Consider the following 18099-nt stretch of genomic DNA (forward strand, 5'->3'; position numbering starts at 1 on the left):
CTTTCGGTATCGGACCGAGCGCCTTGACGGAAGCCGTCGCCCTGCTCGCTTCAAATCTCGAAGGTCAGGCCGCGTAACGGCAGAGAAAACAAGACCTCGCCAACCAACCGGAATTCTTGCAACAGAGTCCGGAGATTTACGATTCCCAATCAGGCTGGCGTTTTGGATGCGCCTCGCTGAAAGCGGGAAGAGCTTCGCATGCCTGGTGAATAGCTCGCAAGCGCGGCATCGCCCCGAGGTCGACGCCGAAACGCTGTGCCGAAAAGATCTGCGGCACGAGGCAGATGTCGGCCAGCGTCGGATGTTCGCCAAAACAAAAAGGCGAAGAGCCGTATTCCGAGAGAAGGGTTTCGCAGGCAGAAAGCCCGTCGGTGATCCACCGCCGACACCAGGCGTCGAGGGCTGCCCGATCCGCGCCAAAATCCGCCTTCAGATAATCGAGGACGCGCAAGTTTTGGAGCGGATGCACATCACAGGCGATGACCTGCGCGAAGGCGCGCACCTTGGCGCGAAGATCGGCCTCATGCGGCAATAGTTTCGGCCCCGGCTGCGTTTCGTCCAGCCATTCGATGATGGCAAGCGACTGCGTCAAGTGAAAAGCTCCGGTCTTCAGCGTCGGCACGAGTGCCTGCGGATTGAGGGAGCGATAAGCTGGGCTCTTCTGTTGGCCACCATCCTTACGCAAGTGCACTGATCGGAACTCATAGCTAACACCCTTCAGATTAAAGGCGATGCGGCACCGATAGGCAGAAGAAGAGCGGAAATAGCCGTAAAACTGGATCATTCGGCCGTTCCTATCGTCAATGCGATGGGATCGAGACCATCGATGCCGCCTGTAATGACGTCGCCTGCCACCACAGCACCAACCCCGGCCGGCGTACCGGTCATGATCAAATCACCCGGCTCAAGGTGATAAAAATGCGAGAGATGGCTGACGATCTCGTCGATCTTCCAGACAAGATCGTCAAGCCGCGCTTCCTGCCGCGTTTCGCCGTTTACCTCCAGATGAATGCGCTGTCGTCCTATCGTGCCGAAATCATTCTTCCTGGTGATAGGCGCGAAAACTGCGGATTGTTCCACATCTTTTCCCAAATCCCACGGACGCTGCTTGGCCCGCGCGTCCAGTTGAAGGTCCCGGCGCGTCATGTCCAAGCCGCAGGCAAAGCCATAAACCGCCTCCCCTCCAGCTGTGCGATCAGCGCGGAAAGCAGAAGCGCCGATGGCGATGACAAGTTCCATTTCGTAATGGAAATCGCCGGTGCCTGGCGGATAGGGGATAATTGAACCGGTTTGCGTGGTGGCGAGCGCCGACTTGGTGAAATAGAATGGAGCTTCCCGATCAACCGCGACCCCCATTTCGGCAGCATGGGCAGCATAGTTGCGCCCCACGCAGAAAATGCGATGGATTGGATAGTTTTCCGCCTCGCCCTTGACCGGCACGGCAGGCCAGGCAGGGGACGGAAAGAGATTGGCTTTCGTCATCGAGCTTTCCTTTGCTTTGATGTAATAGAATCAGTCTTTGCAGCCTGGGCGGCAACCAGTGCTCCCGGCCTCCGTTGTCGAGTTCGAGCGCATCGCGGCAGATACGCCAGCTCCGCTCGGTCGCTGCAGGACGCAAAAGCCTCGAAGCAGCGTCCGCATTGATATCTCCGAAACGATCCGGCATGTCGCGCCATACGATGCTCGGCGTGCCAACGTATTGTGGCTCCCCCAAGAGCCTGACGCAGGGCATCGAGATTATTCATCGGGACGCATGGGCAAGTGGGCGCAAATGTGCCCATTTCCGTACAGGGCCATCGCGTTTGGCCAAGGATGGTCGGGCGTCAAATCGCAAAGCTGGACTGATAGGGATTGAAGTGGGTGCGCGTGGAAATTTGCATAGCGCCGCAGTGTCCCCTGCCCGCATCGGACTGGCCATTTCGCTCCTCCTTAATTATATTAATACGTATACTTACTAATGACATTTGTCAATTGCTGGCCTGACGTCTGACTGATAAGAGGCGGCATGCCTTTCATCCACAAGCTCCCTGGCCACTTGATCCGCCGCCTTCATCAGCATTCAGTGGCGATATTCACCCAGAAAATGCAGTCGGCCGGCTTCGATCTGACCCAACTTCAATTTGCGGTCCTTTCCGCGATACAAGAGAACCCCGGGATTGATCAGGCCACGCTCGCGACCTTTGTAGCGATGGACAAGGTGACGATCGGTGACGTGGTTTCTCGCCTGGAGGCGCGCCAGCTCCTGTGGCGCCTTATCAAGGAATCAGATCGACGCGCTCGCACGCTCACGTTGACCGGCGACGGCAATAAGCTTCTCGACGAAATCCGTCCCGTGGTTTTAGAAATTCAGGATGAAATTCTGCGAACGCTGTCAGCGGAAGAGCGAGATTGCTTTATCCATCTCATCACAACGATCTGCGATCCTGACCTGTAGTTGCTATTGATCTCCTAAATCGCAGTGAGATGCGGCGATCGGCAACCTTAATCCTGTTGATCTGTTCATTTCTCCGGGGAATAAGCACGTCACCCGAATGATCCTTGGGCTGGACTGGCCCTGGTGTGGCTCGCCAGTTGGCGTGTCCCTCCGAGATGATTCCACGAAGGTACGGATGCGGCGGCAGACGAAACCGGCGAACCTCCTAGCACCGGCAATCGTCTTCAGCCTAATCGTTGAGATATGGCTGCGTCTGCGGCGTCATTGTTTGACCTAAGATGCAGAAAGTCGCGACGCCAGCCAACGATCCCCTTCTAGCCGTAACCAGTCGAGGAATTCCATGATTTTCTTGTGTCGGAGGCGGTCCCTCGGGCAAACGATCCACTGGATTATGAGAGCGAGGCGAGGCGGATCAATAACCAGGCAGTTCAACCACTGATCACGCAGCTCCCTCCCATTTTATGCTCAATGACCTCCAAACCAACGTCAACTCGGAAGCTGGCTCTCCAGCCGGTCGCTTCCACCGGGTAAGATCACCCATCGCAACTCTTTTTTAAAGCAACGGCCCGTTAACGCGCAGCAATGGGACCGAGATGATGCAACTTGCCTGCTTTATGTCAGCGAAACGGCCATGCGCATCGACGGCGCTGAACTCAAAGCGAAATCGCTGTCTTCTTCCGCAGGAAGAACTATCTGAACTCTATTGGTCATGTCGCGTTATGCCCAACACATCATAAATGCGGGAGATAAGCATGACAAAACCCAAGCTCATCGGTATAAACCACGTCGCGCTTGAGGTCGATGATGTCGACGCAGCGCTCGAATTCTATGGCGAGGTCTTCGATTTCCAGCTCCGCGGGAGCCACCGTGATGAGCGCGGTGTCCTACAGATGGCTTTCGTGGATATGGGGGACCAGTTCCTCGCCTTGAGCCGTGGCAGGACACAAGAGCGCGACACGCACCGTCATCTCGGTCTGGTCGTCGACGACAGATCGAGCGTCATGGACCTTGCCACCGCGGCCGGCGCGATCGTTCCGGAAGGTCGCCCATTCAATTTTCTCGACCCTTGGGGGAACCATGTCGAAATCGTCGAATACCGCGAAGTCCAGTTCACCAAGTCGGCCGTCGTACTTAAGGCGCTGGGTGTCTCTGCCGACAAGAGCGAGGCCGCGAAGGAAGAAATGCGGAAGAAAGGAGTTTTGTAATGTCGAAAGCTCTTGCGATCGGATATGCGATTAGCCTGGATCTGATCGCACCGCTCCAGCGCTGCCGAGCCCGTTCGTGGCCCCCTGACGGCGGTAAAAGGATGTGCTTCCGTCCGGATTTTGCAGCGACCGTCAAGGCTGCTTCAGGCCAATATGAACGAGAAAAAAACGGATTCGATGTTGCAGTGCGGAAAACGCATAGCTGCACTGCGATCAGAGCGCTGGCACTCGTCGCATCTTTTGGTACCTTTGGGCCATCGATGCGCCTGCCGCAACGCCTCGTGTTTTAGGTGGCCCACTCCTTCCAAGGGAGGCCTGACGGACAACGGCACTCTCCTCCCGGCCGTTGTTCAAATCCTCAAAAAGCCTGCCGCACCTCCTCCCGCGGCAGGCTTTTTCGTTTTCGATAGGCTATAGTTCTGGGATGTCCTCGACCGCTTGCGAACCGGTATCCATTTCTCTCGTCTCATCGCTTCAAGAACATGTCCTGATTATCGATAAGCGGCACAACAATTTTTCAAGAAATTACTTTCCGCGGCGGCCTACCTCGAGAACCATTTGGTATCGAGCACTTCATCAACCGCAGCCTCCGCCTTCGCAGGCAATGACGGCATATCGCTATGGGAGATAACGCTGTCTGCGGCCGCATGATCGGCAAGGCCATGCTTGACCAAGAACTGTAGCACCGTGGCAAGGTCGTTCAACGCACCAAACTCATCAGCCCTGCATGGCAGCCGGAAGCTTCTTATGCTGCCGCGCCCCGCGCTTGTCGTCGAACAGCAATGTGAAGAAATCAGTGGCATATCTGAATTTCTTCCCTTCTTCGCGGACTTCGTGCCGGTGCTCATCGTCAATTTTCGCCAGCACGCTGCCGTCCCTCTCCGGCACGCGGATCGCGAACGATTGGACGGTACGCCACTGGTGCCGTCAGCTGGGTAAGGGTTTGATCCGTTGAAGCATATCCTGCAAGTGGGGTAATGGCAGATAACGCTCCAAAGAGAAAGGTTCTGCCAGATAGACAAAAGTGGCAATGGGGCCGGCCAGCGCCAGCACGGGGCAGGACCAATTCAGCAAGCCAGGGGCGCAATTGCATCGGTCTAACTTAAGTTCCGTTGTGCCCAACCCTGCTCGCGCAAAAAGTCGTAGAGGGTCCAGGGATCCTCGATCAGAGCGGCTGTAGTGGTGAGGCCGATCGCGTATTCGGGCGAAAGTGGTGGGCGTCCCATTTTCTCGAAGGCAGTGCGCATCTTGTAGAATTCCGTGAAGAATAACCACATTATGAATTTGGGATACGTGACGTAGCGGAAGCTCTCGCCGCTTCGCAAGCTTGAGAGAGCGGCGCAGATATCATCCCCTGAATAGAGGCCGGTGATAAGGTTTACGTGCCCACCCACGTGCTCCGGCAGGCGGTCGATGACAGCGGCGACTGCCCGCCCAATATCACGGGTGGCGATATAGGGGAGCTTGGCATCACGATCAGCCAGCCCCTGCACCTTTCCTTTGCGTACGGGAAACCACTCCGCCCCGATATTGTCTAGGAATGACGCCGGACGTACGTTGACCAGCGGGATGCCCGACGCTCGAGCGTACGCTTCGATTTCAAGCTTGGAATCTGCATGTGGGATGCCGCTGGGTGCCTCGCCGTCATGAATCTGTGTCGATATGACCAGCGTAGCGCCGACCTCACGACTGGCGTCAATGATGTTCTTACCCTGTATTACCTCGCTGTCCACATCCGCTGTCCTGGCCCCCGGCTTCCACGGCTGGGTGAGCCCATATACGATGTCTGCCCCCGAGAAAGCTTCAATCAGCGACGGTAGCTCCAGCAGATCGCCGCGCACGAGAACGACGCCCCTCTGCTCCAAATGGTGCGCACGCGCCGGGTCACGTACCAATGCCCGAACGGAAAAACGATCAAGCTTCAGCAGCGCGTTCGTCACCGCGCCACCTTGTTTTCCAGTTGCGCCGCAAACTACAACCACAGGCTTTTTCTGATTCATCAATGTCGTCTCCCAGCGCACGTTCGGAAAGGCAATCAAAAACACGATACTTCGACGCACCAATAGCTTATCGTCGGCGGTCACCGTCGCTTATCATCAAACATCAATCGCGTGATTGTATCATCTCAGGTCGACTTGATTGATCCATTGATGGATCACTCAATTCCAGAAGTTGACACATCGGCGGACTTGCTCGGATCGGTCTTCGCGACCGCAAGATTGGCGCAGGTGGCTACGCAGCGCCAGATCTCGCATCGGTGGCCGACCCAACGCTCTGCCGGGAGGGGGCTAGCTTTTAGCAAGGCTTATAACTCGGACGGTGTCTCGTGAGTGCGACGAACGACTTGATTTCTTTTTAGCCGGGACCGGAGAAAACATGCCTTTCAAACCCACGGCAATCGAAAAGCTCAACGATCACGGCGATCTGTGCGTGAAGGAGTTTACTTTTTCCGCAGGTGGTCGATTGGGAGTGCCGTCGTATACTTTATCTGACCGAGTGCAAAGCTTGACCGGATGTTGGATACGCAAGGTATCGTCGTGAGCCTGTCGATCACGAACGACTGATACTTTCGAATGTCTTCCACTACGATCCTCAGCAAGTAATCGGACTCGCCGGTCATCAGGTAACACTCCATAACCTCCGGCATTGACTTCACGGCAGTGTCGAAGACCTCCAGCGATGCTTGGTCTTGAAGTTTCAGCGAAATGTGCACGAAAACATTGACGGCCAACCCGAGCATGGACGCATCAACAAGCGTGACCGCACCCTTGACCACGCCTGTTTCCTTCAACTCGTTGACCCGCCGCCAGCAGGGCGATGACGACAGGCCGACGGCAGCCGCCAATTCGGCCACACTCAGCTCGGCGTTCTGCTGCAAAAGCTCGAGGATCCTTAGCGTCGCCTCATCATAGGTCACAAGTGGCATGAGTTTTCTCCCTTTCAGTCCTATCCGGCAAGACTGACCGTCAGTACCGTGACAATCAAGAGGAATAGGTCAGAATTTTCGCTGTCGGGATGATAGTTTTCGTCAAGCGAGAGGAGAACAACGTGATGACATCGACGCTTCGCCAAGACACCTTGCGGGCACTGAAAGACCTGGAGCGCCAGATCCTATGGCATGCATGCTGGATGATCCACAATGCGAACCATATTCGCGAAAAGGGAGAGGTTAAGGTGGGCGGTCACCAGGCATCGTGCGCCTCGATGGCGTCGATCATGACCGCTCTCTATTTTCATACCCTCAGACCTGAGGACCGCGTAGCGGTGAAACCGCATGCTTCACCGGTGTTTCACGCGATCCAGTATTTAATGGGCAACCAGACCCGGGAAAAGCTGATCAATTTTCGAGGCTTTGGCGGCGCCCAGTCCTATCCAAGCCGAACCAAGGATACCGACGACGTGGACTTCTCCACGGGCTCCGTAGGCCTAGGCGTCGCGATCACCGCCTTTGCCTCTATCGTTCAGGATTATATCGCATCGAAGCCGTTTTCTGCTGCCCGACCGAAAGGCCGAATGATCGCATTGGTAGGGGACGCCGAGCTTGATGAAGGCAACGTGTATGAGTGCCTTCAAGAAGGGTGGAAACATGATCTGCGCAACACTTGGTGGATCATAGACTACAACCGGCAGAGCCTGGATGGGGTTGTGCGAGAGGGGCTTTGGAAACGCATCGAGGCGATCTTCAAAGCGTTCGGCTGGGATGCCTGTGTTCTAAAATACGGCGTGTTACAGGAGGCAGCGTTTCGTGAACCGGGCGGCCGCGCGTTGCGCGACTGGATCGACCGGTGTCCCAATCAGCTCTATTCTGCGCTCGCTTTTCAGGGCGGCGCGGCTTGGCGCAAAAAGCTGAATGACGAGATTGGAGATCAAGGGGGTGCCAGCCGGCTGATTGCTGCGCGCAGCGACGACGAACTGTCCGAACTGATGAACAATCTCGGCGGACACTGTATCGAAACGCTCGTGCGGACGTTCGGTCAAATCGATCACGATCGGCCGACGGTTTTTCTGGCCTATACAATCAAGGGATGGGGCACGCCGCTTGCCGGCCATAAGGACAACCACGCAGGGCTCATGACGAAGGCGCAAATGGACGAGTTCCAGCGGCGGGTTGGCGTGGACCCCGGACACGAGTGGGACCTATTCGGTGCCGTCGGGAATCCCGACTACCTTCATGCGTTTTTGAAGTCCGTGCCGTTTTTCTCGAAGGGCATGCGTCGGCGCAACGCGGCGCATGTTTCGCCCGGAGATACGGTGTTCCTCGAAGACCGTGAGCTTTCCACCCAGGCGGGATTTGGCAAGATCCTGGATGGCATCGCTCGCCGCAATGACGAATTGGCAAACCGGATCGTCACCATGGCGCCCGACGTTACTGTCTCAACCAATCTAGGCCCTTGGGTCAATCGACGGGGCTTGTTCTCTCGTGCACCCGAGGCCGACATTTTTCACGACGAGAAAGTCCCCTCGACGCAGAAGTGGGCGTTCGGCCCCTCGGGGCAGCATATCGAACTCGGGATTGCTGAGATGAACCTTTGTTTGCTCCTGGGGGCCGCCGGCCTATCACATTCACTTTTCGGGGAACGCTTGCTTCCAGTTGGAACGGTATACGATCCTTTCGTGGCGCGCGGGTTGGATGCGTTGAACTATGCCTGTTATCAGGACGCCCGTTTCATGCTTGTGGGTACCCCCTCCGGCGTAACGCTCGCGCCCGAAGGTGGCGCGCATCAATCAATCGGGCAACAGCTGATCGGCATGAGCCAGGACGGTTTAGCCAGTTTTGAGCCTGCTTTCCTCGATGAGCTTTCGATCATCATGCAGTGGGCTTTCGACTACATGCAGCGCCAGGGTGGGGCGGAGCATGACAAGCGGACATGGCTGCGCGACGAGGCTGGCGGCTCAGTCTATCTACGGCTGACGACCCGTCCCCTTGAACAGCCTCCACGCCGAGAGGGCGAAGCGTTCCGATGCGGCGTCATTGACGGAGGATACTGGCTGCGCGAAGCGAGCCATAATACCAGGCTAGTGCTGGCCTATCAGGGCTGCGTCGCACCTGAAGTCCTGACGGCGGCAGGCAGGCTTGCGGAACGCCATCGCGACGTTGCCGTCCTCGCCATTACATCCGCTGACCGGCTATTCAGCGGCTGGAATGCCGCGCAACGGGCCCGGCGGCACGGGTTTGCGACAGCCCGCAGTCATGTGGAAACGCTTCTCGCGACCGTGCCCCAGGACGCGCACATCATTACCGTGACGGATGGCCATCCGGCAACGCTAGGTTGGCTGGGTTCGGTTCATGGTCGTGTAGCCACAAATCTCGGGGTTGAGCATTTCGGTCAGACGGGAACGATCGCGGACCTCTATGCGCATTTCGGGATCGACACGGATTCAATCATTGAAGCTGCCGACGCGGCAATACACCCGGCTCTCTTGTACAAGGCCGGCTAGACACGTTCGTCCAGATTCCAGCACGTCAATCGGCCCGGAACTGCTTCGGGCCTTTTTCGTCGGCGCGCCTTTCAACTCACAAAGATGGTCTGGTCACGAATTTGTTGACTGACAGCACCCACGACGGTATCGTCAGCTTACTGATTGTCATTACTCTGATATTATCGTAGGAGCGTAGCGTATGTGGGGGAGGAATTCATGCTGAATAATCAGGTCGTTCTGATATCCGGCGCCGGTATCGGCGGACTTGCGGCTGCCTTGGCGCTTTCAAATGTCGGGATCCCGTCGGTCGTTCTTGAGCGGGCGCCGGAACTTGGGGAGATCGGCGCAGGCATCCAGCTTGGCCCCAATGCTTTTCATTCATTCGACTATCTTGGGATCGGCGACGAGGCTCGCAAAATCGCAGTTTTTGTGGAAACCATCAAGGTCATGGATGCCACCACGGCCGAACAGGTGGTTTCCATTCCGCTCGATGCGAATTTTCGCACGCGGTTCAAAAACCCCTATGCAGTCATTCATCGTGGCGAGCTCCATTCTCTGATTTTACGCTACTGCAATGCGTCAGAACTGATCACGCTGCGCACGAACTGCGAAGTCAGATCCTACGAGCAGGATGAACACGGCGTCACGGCCTTTCTCGCAACAGGCGAAAAGGTCAGCGGTGCGGCCCTGGTCGGCGCAGACGGCCTTCGATCGAACGTCAGGGCGCAGGTTATTCGCGACGGCGAGCCACGGATATCGGGGCACACGACCTACCGGTCCGTCATTCCGACAGAGCAGATGCCAGAGCAATTGCGCTGGAATGCCATGACGATCTGGATCGGACCTAAATGCCATATGGTTCATTACCCGTTGTCGGACTGGAAGGCCTTCAATCTCGTGATCACAAGCGACAATGGCGCGGCCGATCCGGTAGCCGGCGTTTCTGCAAGCAAAGAGGAAGTACGCCGGAACTTCGCGCATATTCATCCGACCGCGGTGCAAATCATCGAGCATGGCGAAAACTGGAAATATTGGGTGCTGTGCGACCGCGAGCCCGTCACCAACTGGCGCGACGGCAAGGTCGTTCTTCTCGGCGACGCAGCGCATCCGATGCTGCAATATATGGCCCAAGGCGCGTGCATGGCACTTGAAGATGCAGTGCGCCTCGCCCATGAGGTCGACCGCAGCAGCCGCGATTTCGAACACGCCTTCGAAGCTTACAGACTTGCGCGCATCGGTCGGACGGGCCGGGTTCAGACATCTGCACGGCAAATGGGAGAGCTCATCTTCCATCAAGCCGGCGAAGGAGCAAAAGCGCGCAACGTGAAGCTAAGCTCGATGTCGCTCGAGGATTATTACGATGCAGCCTCATGGCTCTATGACGGCTCGGGATTGAGCGGAGTTTCATGAAAATGAGACAGCCCGCACCGAGGCGGTCGGCTGCGGCTTGATGGACGCTACTCAGGCAACGCAGACCGACCTTTTCGCACTCAGCGCTTCTCGGGCCCGACCGCCGGAGATCGCTCCGGGGATTGCCGCTGCATCGCAACTGAGATCAATAAGTGCCCCAAAATCGATGCCGGTCGCGATCCCCATGCGCTCGAACATCCAGACCACATCCTCCGTTGCGACATTCCCGGTGGCACCCGGCGCGAACGGGCATCCGCCCAGTCCGCCGAAGGAGGCATCGAAGATCCGCACGCCCTGCCTGAAGGCGGCATGAACGTTGGCAAGGCCCATACCATACGTATCGTGGCCGTGGAACGACCATGTCGGGCTATCGCCGAACGCGCTCACGGCTGCGCGAAACAGGGTTCCAACGTGATCTGGATCGGCCCGTCCCGTGGTGTCGCAAAGGCAAATCTCGACATTGGGTCGGCAGGGCAACAGGTGCTCGATCATCGCGAGCGTTTCGCGCTCGTCGACGCGCCCAGCAAAGGGGCAATCGAAAGCGGTCGCAAGGCTGAGACGGATGCCCACATCTTCAGGAACGGACGCAATCAAACGCTGATACTCCGCAGCCGATTCCGTTGGTGTGCGACGGACGTTGTTCCTGTTGTGCGGCTCGCTGACTGACAGCACGAAAACCAGCATCCGCGCCCCATTCTCCATCGCCTCCTTGCCACGCTTCTCGCTCGGCACCAGCACCTGAGGCAGAACGGGCGAGAGGGAAAGGGCCGATTTGAGAACTGAAGCCGTATCGGCCAGTTGCGGGATGGCCGCGGCGCTGACGAATGATCCAACTTCGATACGCTTCAGGCCCGCAGCGGCAGCCCTTTCCACGAAGGAAATCTTCTGCTCAGTCGGAATGAACAGATCGATACCCTGGAAACCGTCCCTGGGTCCGACCTCGACGATATCCACGTCACGTGCGATTGATGTTGTCACGAGATCACTCCCTCCTGGCGAAGCGTGTCGATGTCCGCCCCGCCCATACCGATCAACTGCTCCAGGATCTCCTCGGTATGCGCGCCAATGGCAGAACCCGGCCAGCGGACGGTCCCAGGATTTTCAGGAATGTGGGGTACGATGCCAGGATGAAGCACGGTGCCCAGCCGCGGATCCTCGATCTCCCGGACCATGCCACGCTGGCGGTATTGAGGATCGGCGGCGCATTCGACTGCGGTGTAAACCTGCGTGCAGGGAATATCCTCCTCGCTAAGCAGCCGGTCGCCATCTGCAGCGGTCATCTGCAGCGTCCAGGACGATATGATCTCATCCAGCGCTTCTGTGTTCGCCACTCGCTCGCGGTTGCCGATATAGCGGGGGTCCCGCGCGAGCTCGGATTTTCCCATGAGTTGTGCGAGCCGCGCAAAGAGCGGATCCGAATTGGCGGCGATCAACAGCCATTTGCCATCTTTTGTCGGATATGCGCTGGAAGGGGCGGCCGTAACGATGCGTGAGCCTGTCGGCTGGCGCACTTCTCCCAACACTCCGTATTCTGGCAGCATTCCCTCCATCAAGCTCAATACGGAATCAGTCAACGCTACGTCGAGCGTCCTGCCGACGCCGTCCCCGGATGTTCGATCGCGCTGCCATAGAGCTGCCATCAGCCCGAACGCCGCATATAGGCCAGCAACCGAGTCACCGATGCTTACACCGACCCTGACAGGAGGTAGATCGGAGGAGCCGGGAGGATGATTGGTAAGATGGCGCAATCCGCCCATCGCCTCGCCTATAACACCGAATGCCGCCCTGTTCCGGTAGGGGCCGTCCTGTCCGAAGCCGGTGATCCGAGCAATGACCAGATCCTGACGCGCCTTCCTCAAAGCATCCTCGCTCAAACCCAGCTTGCCGAGGTGACCTGGCCTGAAATTCTCGACCAGAGCATCAGAGCACGCCGCAAGCTGCAAGACAATCTCGATTGCCTTCGGATGCTTGAGGTTTAGCGTGATGGACTTCTTGTTTCTGCCGTGCAGCGACCACCACGGCGAAGCCCCATTGAGCTGCTTTCCCCATTGACGGACGGGGTCCCCGGATGGAGGTTCGACCTTTATGACTTCCGCCCCAAGATCCGCCAATAACCGCGTGGCAAATGGCGCAGCTATGAAATGACCGATCTCCAGGATGCGCAATCCGGTCAGCGGTCCATGGGATGTACGTGCCATTTTTTATCTTTCCAGCTACGGCCCCGTTGGCCTTCCGGTGCAACACGCGCTGTGGTCACGCGACCGATTTATGTGAGTTTGGCGCCCGTCGGCGGAACGTCGAGGAAGTTCGCCTTCGGTCCTTTGGGAACATCGCGCCGCAATTGTTCAGCTAGTATCGCCGGCACCTCGGCAATCGAGGCGCCGTTGTTGAGATTGACGGCCTGCAACCAGACTTCCCGGGCCCGCATCAGCGGAGTGGTCGCAGCCGGTATCGCAACCCCCTCCATTATCTCAATCGACAGCGGCCAACCTTGCGCCGGCAAATCGCGCCACTCCACGTTCAGATGTACCTCGGAATGTTTAAAGAGATATCGCAGTGCATGGGCCGGCAGCGTCGAGCCGAACTCAACTGTCTCAGGCGGGCCGTCGGCCTCGGGCGGTAGCTCGTTCCGCATGCCCCGTCGTGCGGCGCCCGCAATACGAGCCAACCGCCGCGCGTTGTAACCGACATGCGCTACGACGTGCCGACGACTCCAGCCCTCTACAAGTGAGGGCCCGTCGAGATCGGCATCGGAGAGCTCGTTCAGTCTTCGCGCGAAGTACGCGGTTCCGCGCCTTGCCATCAACAGCGCCTGGCCCGGCGCTGCATCTGAATCGTACCTGGCGCCTGCTCCCAGGCGTTCTTTCAGACGGGCACGTTCCTCCGCTTCACTGTAACTCATCATCGCGTTTCCCTAACGTCGGCGCTCTTCGACCAGCGTGCGGTCGAAATGAAGACGCTCCATCACCGGCGCATCGGAAAATCGGAAAAGATCGAGTTGCGTTTCGGCCTGCAGCGACCAGGGGATCCATGACGGGACCACGAACAGATCGCCTTTGCCCAGTTTGTTTTCGTTACCGTCCAAGAATACCGAGCCACTGCCCTCGAACACCTGGAACACGGACGATCCGACCTCGCGGCGCGGTGCCGTCACCGTACCTTGCCGCATGCGATGGAATTCCGCACGGATCGTGGGCATCACGTCGCCGCCGGTCGTTGGATTGATATAGCGCACCGCCGCGTGACCCTGCGCTACCGTCGCGGGTTGCCCTTCGTCTTCGAGCAGGAGTTGTTCGGTCAGGGCGCGATCCGTATGTTCCCAGCGATAAGCGCCAACCGGAGAGCTGACGGTATCCTTAAGTTCCGACAACGGTCGCAGACCGGGATGCGACCACAACCGCTCACCGCGCGAAAAACGCGGTGTTGCGTAATCGGTGACGCGATCGGAACCGAATTCGAAGAAGCCGACATCCGTTTGATAGCAGAACGGCAGATCGAGTCCGTCGATCCAGGCCATGGCCTTGTCTGTGCTGTTGTGGTGCCCATGGAAGTGCCAGCCCGGCGTTAAGAGCAAATCTCCTCGGCTCATCCGAACGGGATCACCGTTGACAACAGTCCAGACCCCCTCTCCTTCCACGACGAACCGGAACGCATTTTGCGAATGACGATGTTCGGGCGCGGTTTCATGCGGGCCAAGATATTGGATAGCCGCCCAAAGCGTGGGGCTGATGAAAGCCTTTCCACCCAGTCCCGGATTGGCTAGACCGATGGCACGTCGCTCACCGCCTCTTCCCACCGGAACCAGATCGCCGGAACGCTCAGCAAGAGGATAGAGGCGATCCCATTTCCAGACATGCGGCACCGCTTTGGGCGAAGGGACGAACGGCACCAGGTCCTCTATCTGGGTCCAGAGAGGGCTCAGATGTTCGCTCGCGAAATCGGCGTAAAGCTGGCGAAGCTCCGGCGTATCCTCAGGCTTCACCATGTTGCTGTGGCTTGAATCGTTCATGTGTTCCTCCCTGGAATACGCCTCCAGCCAGATCCGCCGGCTATCGGCTTGCAAATTGCTCCACCCGGATGAGGTTTAAACAGTATACTGATGAACACTACACTGTCAATCTGCTTGCAAGATCCTCTGGAAATGGTTGTCATTGATTTATCGCGCCGTGCGGAAATTGATCAGATGCCGAGATAGGTTTCGTGGAGCGACGGAGCGGCCATGAGTTCCGCAGTTGTTCCGGTCCAGGCAATCTGCCCTTTCTCCAGCAGATAATGCCGGTCGGCGATCCTGCACAGAGCCTCGACTTCCTTGTCAATTACCAAGATGGAAAGCCCGGTCAGCTTCAGACTGCTGAGGCACGCCCAGATCTCGTCCCTAATCACAGGCGCGAGGCCCTCAGTCGCTTCGTCGAGGATAAGCAGCCTGGGATTTGTCATCAGCGCGCGCCCAATGGCCAGCATCTGCTGCTCCCCGCCGGAGAGCCGAGTGCCTTGGCTTGAGTATCTTTCACGTAGCCGCGGAAACAGTTCGTAGACGCGTTCCAGCGTCCACGGCGCATCGGTTATCTCCGCGCCTCGCCTGATCCTCGCCATCTGCAGATTTTCCTCTACTGTCAGGTTGGGAAAAATCCGCCGCCCTTCCGGCACGAGCCCGGCTCCCAGCCGAGCGATGCGATGCGGCGGCAAGCCGTCAATGCGCCTGTTTGCGAAATCGATCTGCCCGCCACGAACGGTCAGCAAGCCCATGATTGAGGATACTGTCGTGGTCTTGCCCATGCCGTTGCGTCCCATCAAGGTAACGACCTCGCCCTCCCCGATAGCGAGTGAGACGCCGAACAGGATCTGGCTCAGGCCGTAGGATGCTTCGATTTCCCTGACATCAAGCAGCATAGGCGCACCTCAAGATACTCTACCTAGATAGGCGCTTTTGACAAGCGGGTTAGACCTGATTTCATCGGGCGTTCCGGTGGCAATTGCCTTTCCGGCGACCAGAACGCTGACCCGATCCGCCAGCGTGAAGACCGCATTCATGTCGTGCTCAACCAGAAGAATTGTGTAGCTATTCTTTAGCTCGGACAGGAGGCGGGTCATTCGGGCGCCGTCCGCGCGGCCCATACCGGCCATCGGCTCGTCGAGCAGGAGCAGACGTGGGCGAGTGGCGAGCGCCATGGCCAACTCCAACTGTCTGCGTTCACCGTGCGACAGGTTCTCCGCCTCCACCGCGGCACGGTGTTCAAGCCCGAGGACCCGCAGCGCCTCCCAGGCAGGTTCCAGCAATTGCGCCTCCCGCATCGCCGGGCGAAAGAAGCGAAAACTGAGCCCCGACCGGCACTGCACGGCCATCACGACATTGGCCAGCACAGTAAACCGCGGGAAGATCGACGTGATCTGGAAGGACCGAGCGATGCCCAACGAAGCGCGCCTATGGGCCGGCTCACGGGTAATGTCGCGATCATCGAAAAGGATCTTTCCCTCGTCAGGCAAGAGCTCGCCTTGCAACTGGCCAATCACGGTGCTCTTGCCTGCCCCGTTCGGCCCGATGAGAGCATGCGTTTCTCCTGCTGCGACATCCAGCGACAGACTATCGGTCGCCGAAACGCCGCCAAAACGTTTGACAAGTCGGGAAATGGACAAAAGAGTTTTGGCCATGAGCTCTCAGTGTCTCTCCCTGTTGAACTTCGTTCGACCCAATAAGGCTGGCCACAGATCAGAGAGCCCGCCGCGCAACGTCATTGCGGAACCGATGATGAGAATGCCGAAAACAAGCTGCCAATATGTCGTCCACGCCGACAAGACCGCTTCCAGCAGAAGAAACATGACGGCGCCGGCAAGTGCTCCCCAGGCCGTTGTCATACCGCCGAGCACGATCATGACGACAAAGTCGGCCGAACGGACCCATGACATGTCGGCCGGGCTGATGAAATTCTGGCTCGTCGCCCATAATGTCCCGGCAAGGCCAGTGATCGCGCCAGACAGCATGAACGCCACGACCTTGTAGCGCAAAGGCGATGCTCCGAGCGCTACGACGCGCCGCTCGTTCTGCGCCATCGCGCGCAGCAGCATGCCGAAGCGACTTTCGGCAAGAACAGCCGCCAAAACGAGGACAACCGCCAATATCGCAAGACATATATAGAAGAACAGGACCCGGCCGCCGATCTCGAGCGAGACAAAGTGCATGCTGGACAGGATTTGCAATCCGTCATCGCCGCCGTACTGCTGCAGCGCGACGAAGAAGAAGTAGAGCATCTGGTTGAAGGCCAGCGTGATCATGATGAAATAGCTGCCGCTCGTGCGCAGCGATACGGCGCCGAGCACCGCCGAGACCAGCGCGACGACTGCCACAGCCACGGGAATCGAGATGGCGAGATCCGACGTGCCCTGAAACAGGCCGAACAGCAGATCGCCTTCCATCTCGTGATAGGCGAGAATTGCAACGACATATCCGCCAACGCCGAACAGGCTGGCATGCATCAGGCTGACGAGGCCGCCGTATCCGAGGACGATGTTGAGCGACACGGCCACAATTGCAAAGATGGCGATACGGGTCAGGATCCGGATCGCAAAAGGCTCATCCATCGCCAGCGCCAAAGGCGGCACTACCGCCAACGCAAGCAGAAGAATCACAATCGGCGCCCACTGGACGGCCCGGATCGACATTGTGCCGGCCTTGCGATCAACTGGCTTGACGGGAAGATCAGTTGTGGACATCAAACAATCCCTGCGGGCGCCAGGCGAGGATCGCCGCCATCATCATGAAGATAATCATGTTGCCAAATGCTTGCGGTAAAAGTACCCGCCCGAACGTATCGACGACGCCGATCATCAAGGCAGCGACAAATGCCCCCCGGATCGATCCGATGCCGCCGATCACGGTAACCACCAAGGCAAGGACGAGGACAGGCTCGCCCATCCCAACCTGAACGGCGGTGATAGCACCCGTCATCAGCCCCGCAAACCCTGCCAATGCGGCGCCGGACGCATAAATCATCACGAACACCAGCTCGACATCGACGCCGAGCGCCGATGCCATTGTCCGGTCGCTGGCTCCGGCGCGAACCCACATCCCCGCGCGCGTATGCGCCACCAGGAGGTATAGTCCGAGCGCCACGAAGGCGCCCATCACCAGATTGAAGAGACGAAAAGTCGGATACTGGAGGCCCTCCCAAAGTGTTACCGAACCGGAGAGCGCTTGCGGCAGCGAGATTGGGATAGGAATGGGCCCCCAGATCATTCGCGTCAGATCGTTGAACACGAGGATAAGGCCGAAAGTGACGAGAACCTGGTCGAGGTGGCTACGCCGGTAGAAACGCCGCAGGATTGTCAGTTCCAGTATTGCGCCGACGAGCGCAGTTGCCGCGATCGCACCGATCGCAGAAAAGGCAAAGTTTCCGGTCTGCGCCAGGAATGTCGCCATCATGAAGGCGCCGAGCATATACAGGGAGCCATGCGCGAGATTGATCAGGTTCATGATCCCGAAGACGAGTGTCAATCCTGCGGACATGATGAAAAGCATCGTCCCGAACTGGACACCGTTGAGAAGTTGTTCGGCAAATAGGGCGAGCGTCATGGCTTTTTCTCGGCAACGAGTTTACGGGGAGAGAGGCTGCCGGCAGCCCAGAATTTGCCGGC

18 protein-coding genes are annotated in these 18099 nt (G+C 58.0%); 5 read left to right on the top strand and 13 right to left on the bottom strand.

What is annotated here, in order from left to right; translation table 11 throughout:
• Positions 1-136: 136 nt before the first annotated feature.
• Both maiA and HGP12_RS26325 read right to left on the bottom strand, forming a co-directional pair.
• On the bottom strand, positions 137-784 hold the full coding sequence (maiA, locus tag HGP12_RS26320; RefSeq protein ID WP_205926653.1) for a maleylacetoacetate isomerase: 648 nt from the start codon (positions 782-784) through the stop codon (positions 137-139).
• On the bottom strand, positions 781-1440 hold the full coding sequence (locus tag HGP12_RS26325; protein WP_312862939.1) for a fumarylacetoacetate hydrolase family protein: 660 nt from the start codon (positions 1438-1440) through the stop codon (positions 781-783). The genes maiA and HGP12_RS26325 overlap by 4 nt, the downstream gene beginning before the upstream one ends.
• A 565-nt stretch (positions 1441-2005) precedes the next feature.
• Here HGP12_RS26325 and HGP12_RS26330 point away from each other — a divergent pair.
• The 3 genes from HGP12_RS26330 to HGP12_RS26340 all read left to right on the top strand — a co-directional run bounded on the left by HGP12_RS26330 (position 2006) and on the right by HGP12_RS26340 (position 3929).
• Positions 2006-2434 (top strand): MarR family winged helix-turn-helix transcriptional regulator, encoded by a 429-nt coding sequence (locus HGP12_RS26330; RefSeq protein WP_168879651.1) that lies wholly within the window; start codon positions 2006-2008, stop codon positions 2432-2434.
• A 752-nt stretch (positions 2435-3186) separates the two neighbouring features.
• Entirely contained in the window at positions 3187-3639 is a 453-nt protein-coding gene (locus tag HGP12_RS26335; protein ID WP_205926654.1) for a VOC family protein, read from the top strand.
• A complete protein-coding gene (locus HGP12_RS26340; protein ID WP_168879653.1) occupies positions 3639-3929 on the top strand; it encodes a hypothetical protein in 291 nt (96 codons plus the stop codon). Before HGP12_RS26335 ends, HGP12_RS26340 begins: the two co-directional genes overlap by 1 nt.
• A gap of 427 nt (positions 3930-4356) precedes the next feature.
• Here the strand turns inward: HGP12_RS26340 and HGP12_RS26345 are convergent, their stop codons facing one another.
• The 3 genes from HGP12_RS26345 to HGP12_RS26355 form a co-directional block, all read right to left on the bottom strand.
• The gene (locus tag HGP12_RS26345; RefSeq protein ID WP_168879654.1) at positions 4357-4506 is read right to left on the bottom strand and encodes a CHAD domain-containing protein; all 150 of its coding nucleotides are present in this window, start codon (positions 4504-4506) and stop codon (positions 4357-4359) included.
• 230 nt (positions 4507-4736) lie between these two features.
• Positions 4737-5723, bottom strand: coding sequence for an NmrA/HSCARG family protein (locus HGP12_RS26350; RefSeq protein WP_168879655.1), 987 nt, complete (start codon positions 5721-5723; stop codon positions 4737-4739).
• Between the two features lie 356 nt (positions 5724-6079).
• Positions 6080-6565 carry an Lrp/AsnC family transcriptional regulator gene (locus HGP12_RS26355; RefSeq protein ID WP_168879656.1) on the bottom strand — a complete coding sequence of 162 codons (486 nt, stop codon included), beginning with the start codon at positions 6563-6565 and terminating at the stop codon, positions 6080-6082.
• A 125-nt stretch (positions 6566-6690) separates the two neighbouring features.
• Here HGP12_RS26355 and HGP12_RS26360 point away from each other — a divergent pair, with 125 nt between their 5' ends.
• A complete protein-coding gene (locus tag HGP12_RS26360; protein WP_168879657.1) occupies positions 6691-9078 on the top strand; it encodes a transketolase-like TK C-terminal-containing protein in 2388 nt (795 codons plus the stop codon).
• A 198-nt stretch (positions 9079-9276) separates the two neighbouring features.
• Positions 9277-10470 carry a 3-hydroxybenzoate 6-monooxygenase gene (locus HGP12_RS26365; RefSeq protein WP_168879658.1) on the top strand — a complete coding sequence of 398 codons (1194 nt, stop codon included), beginning with the start codon at positions 9277-9279 and terminating at the stop codon, positions 10468-10470.
• Positions 10471-10521: 51 nt separating this feature from the next.
• On the opposite strand, the gene HGP12_RS26370 is transcribed toward HGP12_RS26365, so the two are convergent.
• The 8 genes from HGP12_RS26370 to HGP12_RS26405 form a co-directional block, all read right to left on the bottom strand.
• Positions 10522-11448, bottom strand: a complete 927-nt coding sequence (locus HGP12_RS26370) for a hydroxymethylglutaryl-CoA lyase (RefSeq protein ID WP_312862940.1) — start codon at positions 11446-11448, stop codon at positions 10522-10524.
• A complete protein-coding gene (locus HGP12_RS26375; RefSeq protein WP_168879659.1) occupies positions 11445-12668 on the bottom strand; it encodes a CaiB/BaiF CoA transferase family protein in 1224 nt (407 codons plus the stop codon). The genes HGP12_RS26370 and HGP12_RS26375 overlap by 4 nt, the downstream gene beginning before the upstream one ends.
• Before the next feature lie 68 nt (positions 12669-12736).
• Positions 12737-13375, bottom strand: coding sequence for a maleylpyruvate isomerase N-terminal domain-containing protein (locus tag HGP12_RS26380; protein WP_168879660.1), 639 nt, complete (start codon positions 13373-13375; stop codon positions 12737-12739).
• A gap of 9 nt (positions 13376-13384) precedes the next feature.
• Positions 13385-14479: a cupin domain-containing protein gene (locus HGP12_RS26385; protein ID WP_168879661.1), complete on the bottom strand. Its 1095-nt coding sequence runs from the start codon at positions 14477-14479 to the stop codon at positions 13385-13387.
• 170 nt (positions 14480-14649) lie between these two features.
• Positions 14650-15360, bottom strand: a complete 711-nt coding sequence (locus HGP12_RS26390) for an ABC transporter ATP-binding protein (protein ID WP_168879662.1) — start codon at positions 15358-15360, stop codon at positions 14650-14652.
• A 9-nt stretch (positions 15361-15369) separates the two neighbouring features.
• A complete protein-coding gene (locus HGP12_RS26395; RefSeq protein ID WP_168879663.1) occupies positions 15370-16119 on the bottom strand; it encodes an ABC transporter ATP-binding protein in 750 nt (249 codons plus the stop codon).
• A 6-nt stretch (positions 16120-16125) separates the two neighbouring features.
• Positions 16126-17178, bottom strand: coding sequence for a branched-chain amino acid ABC transporter permease (locus HGP12_RS26400; protein ID WP_168879664.1), 1053 nt, complete (start codon positions 17176-17178; stop codon positions 16126-16128).
• A complete protein-coding gene (locus HGP12_RS26405; RefSeq protein WP_168879665.1) occupies positions 17165-18037 on the bottom strand; it encodes a branched-chain amino acid ABC transporter permease in 873 nt (290 codons plus the stop codon). Before HGP12_RS26405 ends, HGP12_RS26400 begins: the two co-directional genes overlap by 14 nt.
• Positions 18038-18099: the final 62 nt, after the last annotated feature.

Source organism: Rhizobium sp. P28RR-XV (assembly GCF_012641385.1).
Lineage (GTDB): Bacteria > Pseudomonadota > Alphaproteobacteria > Rhizobiales > Rhizobiaceae > Rhizobium.

Bases quoted from the DNA above. Each gene is read 5' to 3' on its own strand.
- maiA (WP_205926653.1), bottom strand. From the start codon at position 784: ATGATCCAGTTTTACGGCTATTTCCGCTCTTCTTCTGCCTATCGGTGC.
- HGP12_RS26330 (WP_168879651.1), top strand. From the start codon at position 2,006: ATGCCTTTCATCCACAAGCTCCCTGGCCACTTGATCCGCCGCCTTCAT.
- HGP12_RS26335 (WP_205926654.1), top strand. From the start codon at position 3,187: ATGACAAAACCCAAGCTCATCGGTATAAACCACGTCGCGCTTGAGGTC.
- HGP12_RS26340 (WP_168879653.1), top strand. From the start codon at position 3,639: ATGTCGAAAGCTCTTGCGATCGGATATGCGATTAGCCTGGATCTGATC.
- HGP12_RS26355 (WP_168879656.1), bottom strand. From the start codon at position 6,565: ATGCCACTTGTGACCTATGATGAGGCGACGCTAAGGATCCTCGAGCTT.
- HGP12_RS26360 (WP_168879657.1), top strand. From the start codon at position 6,691: ATGACATCGACGCTTCGCCAAGACACCTTGCGGGCACTGAAAGACCTG.
- HGP12_RS26365 (WP_168879658.1), top strand. From the start codon at position 9,277: ATGCTGAATAATCAGGTCGTTCTGATATCCGGCGCCGGTATCGGCGGA.
- HGP12_RS26375 (WP_168879659.1), bottom strand. From the start codon at position 12,668: ATGGCACGTACATCCCATGGACCGCTGACCGGATTGCGCATCCTGGAG.
- HGP12_RS26380 (WP_168879660.1), bottom strand. From the start codon at position 13,375: ATGATGAGTTACAGTGAAGCGGAGGAACGTGCCCGTCTGAAAGAACGC.
- HGP12_RS26385 (WP_168879661.1), bottom strand. From the start codon at position 14,479: ATGAACGATTCAAGCCACAGCAACATGGTGAAGCCTGAGGATACGCCG.
- HGP12_RS26390 (WP_168879662.1), bottom strand. From the start codon at position 15,360: ATGCTGCTTGATGTCAGGGAAATCGAAGCATCCTACGGCCTGAGCCAG.
- HGP12_RS26395 (WP_168879663.1), bottom strand. From the start codon at position 16,119: ATGGCCAAAACTCTTTTGTCCATTTCCCGACTTGTCAAACGTTTTGGC.
- HGP12_RS26400 (WP_168879664.1), bottom strand. From the start codon at position 17,178: ATGTCCACAACTGATCTTCCCGTCAAGCCAGTTGATCGCAAGGCCGGC.
- HGP12_RS26405 (WP_168879665.1), bottom strand. From the start codon at position 18,037: ATGACGCTCGCCCTATTTGCCGAACAACTTCTCAACGGTGTCCAGTTC.